Raw genomic sequence first — 15,169 nt, forward strand, 5'->3', positions numbered from 1 at the left:
AGGTGGGTGACGGAATCGACGCCATCCTCTTCAACAGGCTGATACTGGCATATTATGACCGGGCAGAAAGACGTATTATCCGAATCGACTGAGCACAAATGTGTCACCTATGTGCCCGGTCGTACCTTTATGGTGACCGAAAGCGCTTAAAAGCCTAACGCTAAAAACCACGAGCAAAAAAAATCCCACAGCCCCGAAAGGCGGTGGGAGAAACTAAGCGCACCCGGTTAAAGTACGCTCAAAGGTTCAGGCTAATTAAGAATTCAGTTGGAACAGCGACATCTTCGACATATCAGTGAAAGTCTTGTACGACGCTTGCAGCGCGGTTTGCTGCATGGTGTAGCTGGAGATCGCTTGGGTGTAATCAACCTGCACCAGATCGGTCATCTGTTGAGACATAATGGTGTCGCGATCATCGCCCTGCGCATCCAGCGTATCCAATTCTGCCAGTTGTGAACCCACCGCCGAACGCACCGCCAACACATTGTTCAATGAGTTGCTCAGGCCACGGTTGGTTTTATCCATCGCGTCCTGGAAGGTTTGCTTAGTCGCATCATCCGCATCGTCCTGCGGCGTCTTCAACGCAGCAATCGCGCTATCGAGCATATTAAACAAGTTTTTTTCGCTCGGGCTGCCGTCTGGTTCAGCCTTGGAGTTGCTGGTGATCGACATAAACACCGATGATCCGGTGCTGCTGACGTCCATAGTGCGGCCATCATCCACTTTCTGGGTGATAGGATCGCTGCCGCCGACATAAGTCACGCCGGTGGGTGCGCCCGCATCGCTGAACGGTGCCACATCAGTTTGGTAGCCCGCGAAGATATAACGTCCGTTGCCGTCGCGGCTGTTCGCCTGATTCAGCAACTGCGAGCGAATACCTTCTAATTTGGTGGCAATCGATGCACGGTCATCATCACTCAAGGTGCCGGTAGAACCATATACGATCATGGTCTGCGCATCCTGAATGCTGCTGGTCACGCTGGAGAGCGCATTTTCCTGCATCGACAAACTTTGATCGGCGAAACTGCGCGCCGTCGCATACTGGCTGCTTTTCGCCTGCGACTGCGAAAGCACCACCGCGCGTGAAGCGGCGATCGGATCATCCGAAGGATTGTTAACGCGCAGGCCGGTTGACAACTGTTGGCCCACTTTTAACCAGGAAGATTGCGAGCCGGTAATGCCGCGCACCTGCTGGTCGAAAATCATGTTGGTACTCAGACGCATGGTTTTTATCCTCTATGCTTAGCCGCGGATGCCCATCAGCGCATTAAAAATGGTACTGGCGGTTTGCAGCACTTGCGCATTCGCCATGTAGAACTGCTGATATTTCGTCAGGTTGGCGTACTCTTCATCGAGGTTAACGCCTGAAACGGATTGCTGACGATCGGTCAACTGCGTCACCACGTTTTGCTGTGTGGTGCTGGCGGTTTCCAGCGTGCTGGTTTTGTTACCGACGGTGCTGACAATACTGGCGTAAGCTTGCGCGATGGTGGCATTGCCATTCACCAGCTTGCTGTCTTGCAGGTCTAACAATTTCTGCGCGTTACGGTTATCACTTTCGCCGCTGGTGGCGCTGGATGCCGCCGCAATCTGCGACTCATCGGTGATCGCCACCGACATGCCGCCAATAACGTTCTGCACCGGCTTAACCAGGAAACTGTCTTTGGCATTTGGCGCTGGCGAGGTACTAACCGTCAGCTTCAGGCCATCAAAATTCAGCGTGCCGTCGGTCGCATCTGGCGTGACATTAAACTTCACGTTGTCTGACATGCGCGTCACTGACCAGTTGCTGCCATCGTAACTCACGGTGTAGTTAGAGGCCTTAATCGCGCTGGTATCGCTCCACGCCGCCGTCACGGTGGCCGCAGAGGTGTTTTTACTGTTGCTCACCACATTCGGTGAACCGATGTTGAAGAAGTTACCGCCAGCATCGCCATTGCTGTCAAAGCCCTGGCTGTGCACGGTATTGAAGCTGGTGGTGAACGCGGCGGCTAACTGGCCGAGCTGGTTCTGCGCGGTGTCCAAATCCTGAGTACGGAACGCCAGCAAGCCGCCGAGTGAACCGGTGGTCAGCGTTTTCTCTGGGATTTCAACGTTACCCGCTTGCTTATCAACATAACCCACAGTGGTACGCGTCGAGTCGCTGCTGGACGGCATCGCGACCAGGCTGGTGGAGTTTTTACCGTTTACCAGCGTCACGCTGCCCATCGTCACGATATAGCTGCCATCCTGCTGCGAAACGTTCACGCCCACGACGTTATTCAGGCTATTAACCAACTGATCGCGCTGATCCAACAGATCGTTTGGTGCTGCGCCGCCACCCGTGGTCAGTTTGGCGATCTGGGTATTTAAATCGGCAATCTGGCCAGTGAAGGTGTTGATCTGATCGACGCTGGAGGCGATGTCAGTATTCACGCTGGTCTGCATATTATTGAGATATTGCGCGGTGGTCTGGAACTGGTTCACCAGCCCTTGCGCATAGCTCAGCATGGATTGACGTGCCGAAGGATCGTTGGCGTTGCTCACTACGTTTTGCACGTTGGTGAAGAAACTCTGGATCGAGGTCGACAAACTGGTGGTTGAGGTCGACAGCAGGTCATCAATGTTAGAAATCTGGTTGTACTGCGTGTTAACCGCGCTGTAATTGGCGCTTGAGCCACGCAGCTGCGCGGTGATGAACTCGTCATACTCACGCTGCACGCCAGAAAGCGTGACACCGTTACCGTAATAGCTGTTGCCCTGCAAGGTGCTGTTCGACTGCGACAAAATCGCCGTCTGACGTGAATAGCCCGCTACGGTGTAATTACTGATGTTGTTACTGGTGGTGCTTAATGCAGCCTGTGCGGCGCTCAGCCCACTCATCGCTGAGTTAATTATGCTGGACATCTCGGTTCCTTAATTTCCCGTTAACCGGGCTGGCAGTCATCAGTGCGATTGCGCGGACGTTCACCGCGGCATGTGATGGTTATCGGCGTGCTTAAGTGAAACTTGAGGCAAAAAATCAGAACAAATCGGTGATATCGTTGCTGTAGGCTTTCATCACTTTTTCGCCCATGTTTTTGAATTGCTGGATCATTCCCACCAGTTTCTGCGCATATTTTGGATCGGTGGCGTAACCGGCTGCTTGCAACTCACGTGCGCCCTGCTCGGCACTTGGCGCATTGGCCACCGCGGCATAACGCGGGTTGCTTGACAGCAGTTTGACGTAGTCGCTGAGCGCTTCCATATAAGAGCCATAGACACGGAAGCTGGCGCGCACTTTCTTCGCTTCACCACCTTCATATTCGGTGGTCATGATATCGGTGGTGGCGCCTTTCCAGTCGCTGCTGGCTTTGATACCAAACACGTTGTAACTCGGCTTGCCATCGCGCGTCAGAATCTGGCGTTGGCCCCAACCGGACTCCAGTGCGGCCTGCGCAAGGATCAGATGATGCGGAATACCACTTTGCTGGCTGGCGACTTTGGCCGGTTGTGACAATTGGGCGATAAATTCGCTGCTGTCGGTTGGCAAGCTGGATGGCGAAACCGGCAGACGTGGCACCGCTTTGCGCACCATCTGTTCCAGTTGCGTGGCGGGCAGGCTGCTATAAATGAAGCTGTTATCCAGCTTCATCGGCACGGTTCCGGCAGTTTCATCCGGCTCTTGCGCAGGCTGCATCTGCTTGACGATCAGATCCGCCATGCCCAAACCACGTTTACCAATCTCCTGAGCAATCTGCTGATCGTACATTGAGGTGAAAAGCCGCGTCTGGTCGTTGCTCAGCATGCCATCCTGCGGCAGCGCAGCGCGCATGCTTTTCATCATCATCTGCACGAACATCCCTTCCACCTGTTTCGCCACTTGCATCGCCTTCCCTTTCGGGTCGGCGCTGGCTTCACGTTTCAGGTCGTTCAGTGAGCGGCTGTCGTAAGCCGCATTCATCAGCGATTGCGTATCAGTCATCAGATAATTTCCAGTTTGGCGCGCAAGCAACCCGCGCTTTCCATCGATTGCAGAATCGACATCAGCTCAATCGGTGAGGCACCCAGCGCATTAAGCGCACGCACCACGTTGTTGAGGTTGGCGCTGGAGTTAACCCGTTGCAGCGCGCCGCCGCTCTGACGCAAATCGATCTGGGTATTGTTGGTTGTCACCGTCTGACCACCAGCAAATGGCGTGTTCGGCTGACTGACGTTCTGCTGCTGACTCACCGTTACTGACAAGTTGCCTTGCGCCACGGCACAGGTATTCAGCGTCACTTCGCGGTTCATCACCACCGAACCGGTACGTGAGTTGATAATCACTTTGGCATCTTCCAGCGGCACAGACACATCCAGATTCTGGATTTCTGCCAGCAAACGCACCTGTGAACTGTTATTCGGCGAGACGCGAATCTGCACGGTGCGGGCATCCAGCGGCTGCGCAGAACCAATGCCACGGCTGTTGATGGTGTCAGCAATGCGCTGTGCCATGGTGAAATCTTCATTATTCAATTGCAGGTTGATGGTGTTCTGGCTGCCAAAGTTACTTTGCAGTTCACGCTCCACCGTGGCGCCGCCGGTAATGCGGCCGCCGTTCAACTGGTTAACCTGCACGCTGCTGCCGCCGGCAGATGCACCGGCACCGCCGACCAAAATGTTACCTTGCGCCAGTGCGTAAACCTGGTTATCAACGCCTTTCATCGGCGTCATCAGCAGCGTACCGCCGCGCAGGCTTTTGGCGTTACCCAGCGAAGAAACCACCACGTCGATGTTTTGTCCCTGGCGGGCGAACGATGGCAATTTGGCGGTAACCATTACCGCCGCCACGTTTTTCAACTGCATATTGGTGCCGGTTGGCACCGTGATGCCGAGCTGCGACAGCATGTTGCTGACGGTTTGCGTGGTAAATGGCGTTTGCGTGGTTTGGTCACCGGTGCCATCAAGGCCAACCACCAAACCGTAACCAATCAGCTGGTTGTCGCGCACGCCCTGCACGGAAGTCAAATCGCGAATGCGGTCAGCATGGGCGATTACGCTAAAGCCGAGCAGCAAGCCCAGGCTCAGGCGAAGCAGAGTCGTCATATTCATTCTCAATACCTCTTACATCGGCGAGACGTTCAGGAAGAAGCGTTGGAACCAGCCCATCGTCTGCGCTTCATTGATATAACCGTTGCCGACGTACTCGATACGAGCATCGGCCACCTGCGTTGACAACACGGCGTTGCTGGCGCTGATGGTGCGCGGGTTAACCACGCCAGAGAAGCGAATGAATTCGGTTCCCTGATTAATTTCGATCTGTTTCTCACCGACGACACGCAGGTTGCCGTTCGACAATACCTGGTTGACGGTGACGGTGATGGTGCCTGTGAAGGTATTATTCGCTGTTGCGCCACCTTTACCGGCGAAGTCATTTTTACCATTGGCATCCAGCGTGGCTTTCTCGCCACCCGCACCGACCAAACCACTCAGGCCGGTTGGTACGCCGGTCACACCAAAGCTGTTGCTGCCATCGCGGCTGGCGTTGGCCGAAGAACTTTTGCTGGCGCTGACGTTTTCCTGCAAGGTGATCGTCAAGGTGTCGCCAATGTTGCGTGGACGGCGATCCTCAAACAGCGGCTGATAGCCGTAGTTCAACGGTGCAACGCCCTGGAAAATGGAACCGTTCACCACCGGCGGCGCGGAAGGCGTCGGCTCTGCCGTCGTCGATCCATTGACCAGTGGCGTGCGCGGTACCAGCGCACAACCGTTTAACGTCAGTAGCAAGGTGGCTACTAACCAATGACCAGGCTTGAGAATCACTTGCTTCGCCACGGAGTTCTAACCTTATGCATGTTTCTTAATCAGGCCAGCGGCTAGGCTGGCCCAACGACACCAGCCTTACAGCTGGGTTAACTTCGCTAACATCTGATCAGAGGTGCTGATCGCTTTACTGTTAATTTCGTACGCGCGCTGTGTCTGGATCATGGTGACCAACTCTTCCGCCACGTTGACGTTTGAGGTTTCGACATAACCTTGATACAGCAAGCCCGCGCCGTTCTGCCCCGGCGTGCTTTGCGTCGCCGCACCGGAAGCCTGGGTTTCCTGATACAGGTTTTCACCCTGGCTGTTCAAACCGGCGTCGTTCATAAAGGTGCTCAGCGTTAACTGACCGACCTGCGCTGGGTTGGTTTGCCCTTGTTGCGTCACGCTCACCACGCCATCACGCGAGATGGTGATGCTGGTAGCGTTAGCGGGAATAGTGATACCTGGCTGTACCGGATAACCGGCGTTGGTCACCAACTGGCCGTTTTGGTCAACCTGGAAAGAACCATCGCGGGTATACGCGGAAGTGCCGTCTGGCATCTGCACTTCAAAATAACCCTGGCCGTTGATTGCCACGTCTTTCGAGTTGCTGGTTTGCGACAGGTTGCCCTGCTGGTGCAAACGTTCGGTGGTCACTGGACGCACACCGGTACCGATTTGCAGGCCTGACGGCAGCGTGGTTTGCTCCGAAGACTGCGTGCCCGGCTGACGCAGGGTTTGGTACATCAAATCTTCAAATACCGCGCGCGAACGTTTAAAGCCGTTGGTGCTCACGTTCGCGAGGTTGTTGGAGATGACGTCCATGTTGGTTTGCTGAGCGTCAAGACCGGTTTTGGCGATCCATAAAGAACGAATCATGATGTTTTCCTTACGCCTTAGCTGCTCATGTTGAGCAGTTGGTTGGCTTTTTGTTCGTTTTCATCAACGTTTGAGATCACTTTCATCTGCATCTCAAAACGTCGGGCGTTGGCGATCATGTCGACCATGGTTTCCACCGGTTTGACGTTACTGCCCTCCAGCACGCCGGGCATCACGGTCATGGTGGCATCGTTCGCCAGCGCAGCACCGCGCGTTGCCTGAGTTTGCTGATTCGGGCGGAACATGCCGTCGTCACCGCGTTGCATCTCTTTACCGGTGGCGCGCACCAGCTTGAGACGACCGATCTGCACCGTGGCGTTTGGCGCATCACCCGCATTACGCGAAGTGATGGTGCCGTCCGCCGCGATAGTCAGCTCCGCACCTTGCGGCACGGCGATCGGACCGCCATCGCCCATCACGGGATTGCCCTGAATGGTCAAAATACCGGTTGGGCCGATCTGCATATTGCCGTTGCGGGTATAGGCTTCGGTGCCGTCAGCGGCACGCACCGCCAACCAGCCATCCTGCGCCACACCCACGTCCAGCGTGCGTCCGGTATTGTCCATCGCGCCCGGCGTCATATCGGCGCCAGGCGTTGAAGCAGCGACCAAAGTACGCGTTGGCAGCGACCAACCGTTGACCGGCACCGCGCGCAACGCGTTGAGCTGAGCACGAAAGCCCGGCGTTGAAGCGTTGGCGAGGTTGCTGGCGGTCACCGATTGCTGTTCCATCGTCTGACTGGCCGCGCCCATCGCGGTATATATTGCGTGATCCATAAAGCAATCCCGTTAGCGAATTAACGTAAGTTAACCAGGGTGTTAAGAATCTGGTCCTGAGTTTTGATGGTCTGGCTGTTGGCCTGATAGTTACGTTGCGCAACGATCATGTTTACCAGCTCTTTACTCATATCCACGTTCGAGGCTTCCAGCGCGCCTGACGTCAGGTTGCCGTAAGTACCGGTGCCTGCCAGGCCAACCGCAGCCTGACCTGATGAACTGGTGGCTGACCAAACGTTATCACCTTCAGACTTCAGACCTTCCGGGTTAGAGAAGCTCGCCAGGATGATCTGCCCCAGTAGCTGAGTTTTCTGGTTAGAGTAAGTGCCGGTGATGGTGCCGTCATCGTTGATGGTGTAGCTGGTCAAATCGCCCGGCTGGTAACCATCTTGCGTTGGGTTACCAAAGGTTGATGCGCCGGTGTTCTGCTGCAAGCTGCCCAGCATGCTCAAGCTGATGTTCATGCCATTCGCGCCGTTGGTCCCGCCAACCACCAAATTGGCCAGCGATGGGCTGGTTGCCGTCGGCGAAGGAATGGTGGTGCCCGGGTTAGCCGGATCATCAATCAGTTTGGTCACGCTGGTTAACGCGCCGCTGGCATTAAATTTCATCTGGAAGCCCAAACCATCGTCAGGATCGGCATTGCCCACTTCCTTGCCGGTGGTGGAGTCCTTGATGTGCACGGTCCAGGTGTTGTCAGCGGTTTTGATGTAGTACATATCCAGCTGGTGGTCGTTACCCTGGGTGTCGTATACCGTCATGGTGGTTTTGGCGTTGTAGCTATCCACATTAGACGCATCAAACGGGGTGACGGTTGGAACGGTGCTGGTGGAGTTAAGGTTGGCAACCTGGGTCGCAGTGGTCGTCGCGCGCGCGCCCATTTGGGTGGTAGGAATGCTCAACGCCACCGGGTTAGCACCGGTCTGAACGGTTGGCGGTGTACCCGCAACCGGATAGCCAGTGACGTTCAAACCTTGGGTATTCACCAGATTACGGTTGGCATCCAGCGTGAACTGGCCGTTGCGTGAGTAGAACACGCCGCCGCTGGCGTCAGTCATACGGAAGAAACCGTTGCCGCTCAGTGCCACATCCAGCCCACGGCTGGTTGAAGTGGTGCTGCCGTCACCAAAGTTCTGGATAACCGCGGCCACTTTGGTACCGAGGCCCACGTTAGAACCGGCGAACATATCGGCAAATGCGATGGTGCTGGATTTGAAACCGGCTGTGGCGGAGTTGGCAATGTTGTTACCAATCACATCCAGGTTGCTGGAAGCAGCATTCAGGCCGCTCACCGCTTGTGAAAAAGACATGTAATCTCTCCTGCTAAAAGGTTAATCAGAGAATCTGACGAATTTCATCGAGGGTCGCGGAGCCCATGGTGCCGAGATCCAGTTTGGTGGTGCCGTCAGTGCTGCTCACGCCATTGACATAGGCATAGTTCAGCGGCTGCGCCACCAGTTGAGTGCTGCCACTGCTGGCGGCGAGTGAAACAGAATATTTGCCATCCGGCGCGGTAGAGCCGTCATCCAGCTTGCCGTCCCACGAGAAGGTGTGAACGCCCGAAGTCAGTTTGCCGAGATCGATAGTGCGCACCGTGGTGCCGTTGCTGTCTTTAATGGTGACGCTGGTGGCGGTGGACGCAGTTGCCAGTTCCACACCGAATGGCGTGGTGGTGCCGCTGCCGACCAATACTTGCGAACCGTTGACCATCACGCCGTGACCAATCAGCGTTGAACTCTGCAACGACTGGCTGGTGGAGATCTGACCGGAGATCGAACCCAGGGTGGTGTTGAGTTTTTCAATGCCGCTCAGAGTGTTGATCTGCGCCAGCTGGGTGGTGAGCTGGCTGTTATCCATTGGATTGGTCGGATCCTGGTTCTTCAGCTGTGCCACTAACATATTCAGGAACTGGTTTTGCAGGTCCGCTGACGAGTTGCCGCTGGTGGCGCTACTGGACGTCAGGACCGTGGGGTCCAGACTGTCTTTAATCCCTACTGCTACGCTCATAGTCGTTCTCCGTTACTGACCCATGGTGAGAGTTTTCATCATCATTGACTTCACCGTGTTCAGTACTTCCACGTTGGCCTGATAGCTGCGTGACGCAGACATGGTGTTGACGGTTTCCGCCACCACATCAACGTTAGGCATCTTGACGTAACCCTTTTGATCCGCCAGTGGATTGCCAGGGTCATACACCAGTTTCGCGGGCGTAGGATCGTCCACCACACCCGCCACTTTCACGCCGCCAGTGGCTGCGCCCTGCGCGGCATCGGTCTGGAAAATCACCTGCTTTGCCACATACGGTTGACCATCGGGGCCGGTGACGCTGTCGGCGTTGGCCAGGTTACTGGCGCTCACGTTGAGACGCTGCGACTGTGCGGTCATCGCCGAACCGGCAATGTTAAAAATATTCAGCAATGCCATGCTTATTGCCCCTGCAGAACGTTCATCATGCCTTTGATCTGGCTACTGATGAGGGTGAGATCGGTTTGGTATTTCAAGCTGTTATCAGCAAACTGCGTACGCTCGCGATCCATATCCACGGTGTTGCCATCCGCGGCGGGTTGATCGGGAATGCGGTACATCAGATCCATTGAGGGTTGAGTATTCACCTGCGCTTCAATGTGGCGTGCTGACGTCACCTTCAGCGTTAAGCTACTGCCTTCGGCACGGCCGTTTTGCATCACCTTGCTCAGTTGGCTGGCAAAGTCGATATCCCGCGCTTGGTAGCCCGGGGTATCGGCGTTGGCAATGTTGGACGACAGGATTTCCTGACGTTGAGCACGCAGGTTTAACGCTTCCGTACCAAATCGCAGTGCGGCATCGAGTTTGTCGAGCATGCTTCCTCCGCGAATGAGAATTTCGAGCTGACAGCTTAAGTGGGCAAATGCAAGGGTGATCGTCTGAATAGCAGCAAAAATAGCGGCTTTTTGTGAGATTGATTTTTTTTGCGCAGGCGTAGACTCACTGCCATCTTCTCGTCAGGAGGCGTTATGCGCAGAGTGTTCACCTTGCTAGCCCCACTTTGGTTAGCGTTGGCGCTGCCCAGCTATGCAGCGGATCTCACCGCTCAGCTAACCCAATTTTTCCAAGCGCGCGATCCGCAGCATGCCGCTGGGATGACAGTGGTAATTCGCACGCCACAGGCGCAATGGCCGACGTGTGACACGCCGGAGTTGCAGTTGCCGGGCAATAGCCGCCAATGGGGCAACATCAGCATCGCGGCGAACTGCGATCAGAATCGACGTTTCCTGCAAGTTCAGGTGCAGGTGACCGGACAATATTTAGTGGCAAGTCGTCAGGTGGCACGCGGCAGCAATCTCAGCGCCGATGATGTGCGTCTGGAAACCGGGCGTCTGGATGAGTTGCCGGCACGTGCCTTGACCGATAACAGTGGCGTGATTGATGCGGTGGCGCTACGCGATATCCCGCCAGGACAAGCAGTCACCGCCACTATGGTGCGTCAACCGTGGCGCGTAAAAGCCGGTCAAAATGTGATGGTAGTCGCGAGTGGAAACGGGTTTAATGCCAGCAGCGAAGGACGTGCTCTGAACAACGCCAGCGCGGCACAAATGGTGCGCGTACGCATGGGAAATGGTCAGGTGGTCAGTGGTCGCGTCGACGCGGATGGGAATATTCTGATATCGCTATAAAGCGTTAAAGAACCCAGTTGTTCTGCCGATAGAGATATCAACAAAGACATTACCCTATGCTGACTCAGTTGGCTGACCCCCAACTGACCTTACAGGAGCCACACCATGAGCATCGACAGAACGCAGCCTTTAATCCCGGTTAGCACTGTACAAACACGCGACACCAACGATAACAGCGGCAAAGTGCGTCAAAGCGCCGCGCCAGCAGCCAGCACCACCAGCGAAAGCGGTGCGGCAGTGAAGTTGAGTGCCGCTCAGGCGCAATTGATGCAGCCTGGCAGCCAGGACATCAACACCGCGCGTGTTGAACAACTGAAAACCGCCATTCGCAATGGCGACTTGAAAATGGATACCGGTAAGATCGCCGACGCGCTGATCGCCGATACCAAGGCGTATTTAGAGGGTAAATAATCCCAATGGACAATCTGCTGACCACCTTAGACAAAATGCAGGACGTGCTGGCTTCTCTTACTGTGGTAATTGATGAAGAACAACAGCAACTTTCTGCCAGCCATGTTAATGGCAACCTGTTACAGCGCATCTCAGAAGATAAAAGCGCGCTGCTGACAACGTTGAATTATCTGGACGAAATGCGCCGCGTCACCGAGAAAACCCTCGGCACGCAGGCGCCTTATGGTGGTCACAGCGATCGAGAAAGCCGCTGGATGCGTATTCAACAGCACACGCGTCGTTTACGCGATGCCAATACGCACAACGGCATTCTGCTGCAACATCAGATTGGCTTCACCAATGAAGCCTTAGCAGTGTTGCGTCCTCATCAAACCCAGGCATTTTACGGCCCGGATGGATTAGGCAAAGGTCAGGCGACATTGAGTCGCAAAGGGTAAGCAATAAATATCCCGCCGAGGCGGGATTTTTTATGTCTGCGTTTTAGGCCATGGTACGTCGGGCAAAGTCGCGCGGACGGAAGCCCATCAAGCCGAGCATTAAGAAGTAAGCACCACCGCCGATGGCGCAAACCGCCGCCAGACGAATCAAGCGCCACCACATTTGCCCCTCTTCCCACGCGGGCATCACCTGCAAAATCCCCAACAGCGCGGCAGCCATCACTACCACGGCAATCAGCAAACGTGTCAGGAAACTGAACCAGCCAGGCTGCGGCTGGAAGATATCCTGTTTGCGCAACTGCCAATACAACAGCGCGGCATTCAAGCAGGCCGCCAGACCAATCGACAGCGACAAACCGGCATGTTTCAGCGGGCCAATAAACGCCAGGTTCATGAGCTGGGTGATGATCAACGTGACGATGGCAATTTTCACCGGCGTTTTGATGTCCTGACGCGAATAGAAGCCCGGCGCCAGAACTTTCACCACAATCAATCCCATCAAACCCACCGAATAGGCGATCAACGCGCGTTGCGTCATCAAGGCATCAAACGCGGTAAATTTACCGTACTGGAACAGCGCAACGGTTAATGGGCCAGACAAAATGCCCAACGCCACCGCGCTTGGCAGTGCCAGCAGGAAACACAAACGTAAACCCCAATCCATCAAGCGTGAGTATTCCGCCTGATTGCCGCTGGCAAAACTCTTCGCCAAAGAAGGTAGCAGAATGGTGCCCAGCGCCACGCCCAACACGCCAGACGGGAATTCCATCAAGCGATCCGCGTAGTACATCCAGGAAACCGAACCGGACACCAGGAATGAAGCAAAAATGGTGTTGATGATCAGGGAGATTTGGCTCACCGACACGCCGAGAATCGCCGGTCCCATTTGACGCATCACACGCCAAACGCCGGCATCACGCAGATTAAGGCGCGGCAGCACCAGCATGCCAATTTTCTTCAGATGCGGCAGCTGATAGAACAGTTGCAGTACGCCACCGACCACCACCGCCCAGGCCAATGCCATCACCGGTGGATTGAAATGTGGCGCGGCAAATACAGCAAAACCAATCATGCTGATATTCAGCAGCGTCGGCGCAAATGCCGGAACGGAAAAGCGGTTCCACGTATTGAGAATCGCCCCCGCCAGCGAGGCCAGCGAAATCAGCAGTATATAAGGAAAGGTGACGCGCAGGAGCGAGCTGGTTAAGGCGAATTTATCCGCGGTATCGGCAAAACCCGGCGCTGTTACCACAATCACCCACGGCGCGGCGATCATCCCCAGCACCGTGACCACCGCCAATACCAGCGTTAATAAGCCGGAGACGTAGGCGACAAACACGCGTGTGGCCTCTTCGCCCTGCTTGCTTTTGTACTCCGCAAGAATTGGCACAAACGCCTGCGAGAATGCGCCTTCGGCAAAAATACGACGCAGCAGATTGGGCAGTTTGAACGCGACGAAGAAGGCGTCGGTCGCCATACCGGCACCGAAAACGCGCGCGACGATGGCATCGCGGGCAAAGCCCAGTACGCGGGAAAACAAGGTCATCGAACTGACCGCAGCCAACGATTTCAACAAATTCATATTAAGTGGCGCATCCAAAAAAAGAGCAGATAAATAGGCGACTTAGCGCGGACATCCCGTGATGTCCGGCGATAGTCTACTGCCACGGCGGGAAATGACCAGCGTTGAGTGTTACAAAGGATTATTCCTGCTCGGTGTCACGCCACAACTTTTCCACCAGACGCTGCGCCGCCAGCGCTTGTTCGCCGCTGGTTTCAGGCATCGTCTGATTTTCTACACACTGAATAAAATGGTGTGCTGCGCCGCTAAAACCGCGCTGTGTGAGATGGCTTTGCCATGCGGGTGGCACATCGCGCACGATGCCGTTGCGGTTCTCTTGCTGCCAATCACGCATTTCGTTGATTTCGATGTAATCACCATCGCAAATTGCGCTCACCACTTCACGTTGCGTACCGGCACGACGATGCATGCTGGTAGTGATTTGCAGCGCGCCAGATGAAAACTGGTGCTCGGCGTACAGCATCGCGCCCTCATCGTTGGTGGTGATATGGCCCAACTCACGCGTTAAGCTGCCGCCCGCCAGCCACAGCGCGGTATCAACCACGTGCAGGTAATCATCTAACAGGGTAAATCGCAGATCGTTCGGACCCACGCTGTCGGCGCGATGCTTCTCAATGCGCAGTGACGCCGCGCGCGGCATCTCATTTTTCAGTTGCTGGTAACGTGGCGCAAAGCGGCGATTAAACGCCACCATCAGCTTACGTTTGTGCTTGTCAGCCAACGCCACCAGCGCTTCGGCCTGTTGCAGCGTTTCGGCTAACGGTTTATCGACGCAGACATCTTTGCCCGCCAATAACAGCGCCTTCACCACTGCGTAATGGCTGGACGTGCTGCTGTGGACGAACACCGCATCGCTGGCCGCCGCCAACGCATCCAGTTGGCTAAACAGTGGCATGCGGTAACTGTCGCAAATCGGCTGCGCTTTGGCTTGATTGGGCGAGAACGCGCCCGCCAGCTGCCAGCTACTGGCCTGCGATAACACCGGCAACCACGCTTTCTGCGCGATACCGCCTAATCCGACAATGCCAATACGCAGCGCCATGTTAATACTCCTTTTGCAGCAGTTGTTGCAACTGAGCTTGCAACTGCGCAACTGTCTCTTCCAGTTGCGCGACGCGCGTCGCTAAATCGCCCTGCTCCGCCGTGATGTCATCGGCGATGCTTGCTTCTGCCACTTCGCCACCAAACAGATGCATATAACGGCTTTCGCGTTTACCCGGTTCACGCGCCAGACGCACCACCATCGGACCATCATCGCGGGTGATTAAACCGTTCAGCGTCTGCTCGACTTCATTCATATCGCTGAATTCATGCAAACGGCCGCTACGCGTGCGCAGTTCGCCCGGCGTTTGTGCACCGCGCAGGAACAGCAGCGTTAATACCGCCACTTCTGCACTGCTCAATTGCAGGTTGCCAAAGGCTGAGTTGCAAAAACGCTGTTCATACTTGCTGACGCGCTGACCAAACCCACTATTCGAGGTGACCAGATGCTTTTTCACCAGTTCATCGAGCTGGGCTTGCACCTCCATTTCACTGAGATTGAGCACCGGTTCGCGGTTGGATTTTTGATTACAGGCGGTGACCACGCCGTTGAGAGAAAGCGGATATTGATCCGGAGTGGTGACCTGCTTTTCCAGCAGACAACCAATCACGCGCAGCGCCTGCGCGGATAAGGCCATTTTCATGCAA

The 15,169-nt window shown here is 55.4% G+C and carries 17 protein-coding genes; 3 read left to right on the top strand and 14 right to left on the bottom strand.

The window, feature by feature from the left end:
* Positions 1-255: 255 nt before the first annotated feature.
* The 11 genes from flgL to flgB all read right to left on the bottom strand — a co-directional run bounded on the left by flgL (position 256) and on the right by flgB (position 10,237).
* Positions 256-1,224, bottom strand: a complete 969-nt coding sequence (gene flgL / locus ACPUC7_RS15595) for a flagellar hook-associated protein FlgL (protein ID WP_494923608.1) — start codon at positions 1,222-1,224, stop codon at positions 256-258.
* An 18-nt stretch (positions 1,225-1,242) separates the two neighbouring features.
* Positions 1,243-2,886, bottom strand: coding sequence for a flagellar hook-associated protein FlgK (gene flgK / locus ACPUC7_RS15600; RefSeq protein WP_494923609.1), 1,644 nt, complete (start codon positions 2,884-2,886; stop codon positions 1,243-1,245).
* A gap of 115 nt (positions 2,887-3,001) precedes the next feature.
* Positions 3,002-3,943: a flagellar assembly peptidoglycan hydrolase FlgJ gene (flgJ, locus tag ACPUC7_RS15605; RefSeq protein WP_343551894.1), complete on the bottom strand. Its 942-nt coding sequence runs from the start codon at positions 3,941-3,943 to the stop codon at positions 3,002-3,004.
* Positions 3,943-5,049 (bottom strand): flagellar basal body P-ring protein FlgI, encoded by a 1,107-nt coding sequence (locus ACPUC7_RS15610; protein WP_494923610.1) that lies wholly within the window; start codon positions 5,047-5,049, stop codon positions 3,943-3,945. Before ACPUC7_RS15610 ends, flgJ begins: the two co-directional genes overlap by 1 nt.
* A gap of 12 nt (positions 5,050-5,061) precedes the next feature.
* Positions 5,062-5,772 (bottom strand): flagellar basal body L-ring protein FlgH, encoded by a 711-nt coding sequence (locus ACPUC7_RS15615; protein ID WP_343551892.1) that lies wholly within the window; start codon positions 5,770-5,772, stop codon positions 5,062-5,064.
* Between the two features lie 66 nt (positions 5,773-5,838).
* A complete protein-coding gene (flgG, locus tag ACPUC7_RS15620; RefSeq protein ID WP_007885801.1) occupies positions 5,839-6,621 on the bottom strand; it encodes a flagellar basal-body rod protein FlgG in 783 nt (260 codons plus the stop codon).
* A 17-nt stretch (positions 6,622-6,638) separates the two neighbouring features.
* Positions 6,639-7,397, bottom strand: a complete 759-nt coding sequence (locus tag ACPUC7_RS15625; protein WP_343551889.1) for a flagellar basal body rod protein FlgF — start codon at positions 7,395-7,397, stop codon at positions 6,639-6,641.
* A gap of 20 nt (positions 7,398-7,417) precedes the next feature.
* Positions 7,418-8,707 carry a flagellar hook protein FlgE gene (gene flgE, locus ACPUC7_RS15630; protein ID WP_494923611.1) on the bottom strand — a complete coding sequence of 430 codons (1,290 nt, stop codon included), beginning with the start codon at positions 8,705-8,707 and terminating at the stop codon, positions 7,418-7,420.
* Positions 8,708-8,732: 25 nt separating this feature from the next.
* Complete coding sequence (flgD, locus tag ACPUC7_RS15635) at positions 8,733-9,404, bottom strand: flagellar hook assembly protein FlgD (RefSeq protein WP_343551887.1); 672 nt, start codon at positions 9,402-9,404, stop codon at positions 8,733-8,735.
* 12 nt (positions 9,405-9,416) lie between these two features.
* A complete protein-coding gene (gene flgC, locus ACPUC7_RS15640) occupies positions 9,417-9,821 on the bottom strand; it encodes a flagellar basal body rod protein FlgC (protein WP_343551886.1) in 405 nt (134 codons plus the stop codon).
* 2 nt (positions 9,822-9,823) lie between these two features.
* Positions 9,824-10,237, bottom strand: coding sequence for a flagellar basal body rod protein FlgB (gene flgB, locus ACPUC7_RS15645; protein WP_343551885.1), 414 nt, complete (start codon positions 10,235-10,237; stop codon positions 9,824-9,826).
* Between the two features lie 153 nt (positions 10,238-10,390).
* Here flgB and flgA point away from each other — a divergent pair, with 153 nt between their 5' ends.
* From flgA to flgN, 3 genes are all read left to right on the top strand, one after another.
* Positions 10,391-11,050 (top strand): flagellar basal body P-ring formation chaperone FlgA, encoded by a 660-nt coding sequence (gene flgA, locus ACPUC7_RS15650; RefSeq protein ID WP_494923612.1) that lies wholly within the window; start codon positions 10,391-10,393, stop codon positions 11,048-11,050.
* A gap of 105 nt (positions 11,051-11,155) precedes the next feature.
* Positions 11,156-11,461, top strand: coding sequence for a flagellar biosynthesis anti-sigma factor FlgM (gene flgM / locus ACPUC7_RS15655; protein ID WP_343551883.1), 306 nt, complete (start codon positions 11,156-11,158; stop codon positions 11,459-11,461).
* 5 nt (positions 11,462-11,466) lie between these two features.
* Positions 11,467-11,898 carry a flagellar export chaperone FlgN gene (flgN, locus tag ACPUC7_RS15660; protein ID WP_494923613.1) on the top strand — a complete coding sequence of 144 codons (432 nt, stop codon included), beginning with the start codon at positions 11,467-11,469 and terminating at the stop codon, positions 11,896-11,898.
* A gap of 43 nt (positions 11,899-11,941) precedes the next feature.
* Here the strand turns inward: flgN and murJ are convergent, their stop codons facing one another.
* The 3 genes from murJ to ACPUC7_RS15675 all read right to left on the bottom strand — a co-directional run bounded on the left by murJ (position 11,942) and on the right by ACPUC7_RS15675 (position 15,165).
* Positions 11,942-13,480, bottom strand: a complete 1,539-nt coding sequence (gene murJ / locus ACPUC7_RS15665; RefSeq protein WP_343551881.1) for a murein biosynthesis integral membrane protein MurJ — start codon at positions 13,478-13,480, stop codon at positions 11,942-11,944.
* A gap of 121 nt (positions 13,481-13,601) precedes the next feature.
* A complete protein-coding gene (locus tag ACPUC7_RS15670; protein ID WP_494923614.1) occupies positions 13,602-14,522 on the bottom strand; it encodes a Gfo/Idh/MocA family protein in 921 nt (306 codons plus the stop codon).
* 1 nt (position 14,523) lies between these two features.
* Positions 14,524-15,165 carry a DUF480 domain-containing protein gene (locus tag ACPUC7_RS15675; RefSeq protein ID WP_494923615.1) on the bottom strand — a complete coding sequence of 214 codons (642 nt, stop codon included), beginning with the start codon at positions 15,163-15,165 and terminating at the stop codon, positions 14,524-14,526.
* Positions 15,166-15,169: the final 4 nt, after the last annotated feature.

The organism is Pantoea sp. CFCC18179 (assembly GCF_059412405.1).

Excerpts from the sequence above, each read along its gene's own strand:
- flgL (WP_494923608.1), bottom strand. The coding sequence starts at position 1,224 with ATGCGTCTGAGTACCAACATGATTTTCGACCAGCAGGTGCGCGGCATT.
- flgK (WP_494923609.1), bottom strand. The coding sequence starts at position 2,886 with ATGTCCAGCATAATTAACTCAGCGATGAGTGGGCTGAGCGCCGCACAG.
- flgJ (WP_343551894.1), bottom strand. The coding sequence starts at position 3,943 with ATGACTGATACGCAATCGCTGATGAATGCGGCTTACGACAGCCGCTCA.
- ACPUC7_RS15610 (WP_494923610.1), bottom strand. The coding sequence starts at position 5,049 with ATGAATATGACGACTCTGCTTCGCCTGAGCCTGGGCTTGCTGCTCGGC.
- flgG (WP_007885801.1), bottom strand. The coding sequence starts at position 6,621 with ATGATTCGTTCTTTATGGATCGCCAAAACCGGTCTTGACGCTCAGCAA.
- ACPUC7_RS15625 (WP_343551889.1), bottom strand. The coding sequence starts at position 7,397 with ATGGATCACGCAATATATACCGCGATGGGCGCGGCCAGTCAGACGATG.
- flgE (WP_494923611.1), bottom strand. The coding sequence starts at position 8,707 with ATGTCTTTTTCACAAGCGGTGAGCGGCCTGAATGCTGCTTCCAGCAAC.
- flgD (WP_343551887.1), bottom strand. The coding sequence starts at position 9,404 with ATGAGCGTAGCAGTAGGGATTAAAGACAGTCTGGACCCCACGGTCCTG.
- flgC (WP_343551886.1), bottom strand. The coding sequence starts at position 9,821 with ATGGCATTGCTGAATATTTTTAACATTGCCGGTTCGGCGATGACCGCA.
- flgB (WP_343551885.1), bottom strand. The coding sequence starts at position 10,237 with ATGCTCGACAAACTCGATGCCGCACTGCGATTTGGTACGGAAGCGTTA.
- flgA (WP_494923612.1), top strand. The coding sequence starts at position 10,391 with ATGCGCAGAGTGTTCACCTTGCTAGCCCCACTTTGGTTAGCGTTGGCG.
- flgM (WP_343551883.1), top strand. The coding sequence starts at position 11,156 with ATGAGCATCGACAGAACGCAGCCTTTAATCCCGGTTAGCACTGTACAA.
- flgN (WP_494923613.1), top strand. The coding sequence starts at position 11,467 with ATGGACAATCTGCTGACCACCTTAGACAAAATGCAGGACGTGCTGGCT.
- murJ (WP_343551881.1), bottom strand. The coding sequence starts at position 13,480 with ATGAATTTGTTGAAATCGTTGGCTGCGGTCAGTTCGATGACCTTGTTT.
- ACPUC7_RS15670 (WP_494923614.1), bottom strand. The coding sequence starts at position 14,522 with ATGGCGCTGCGTATTGGCATTGTCGGATTAGGCGGTATCGCGCAGAAA.
- ACPUC7_RS15675 (WP_494923615.1), bottom strand. The coding sequence starts at position 15,165 with ATGAAAATGGCCTTATCCGCGCAGGCGCTGCGCGTGATTGGTTGTCTG.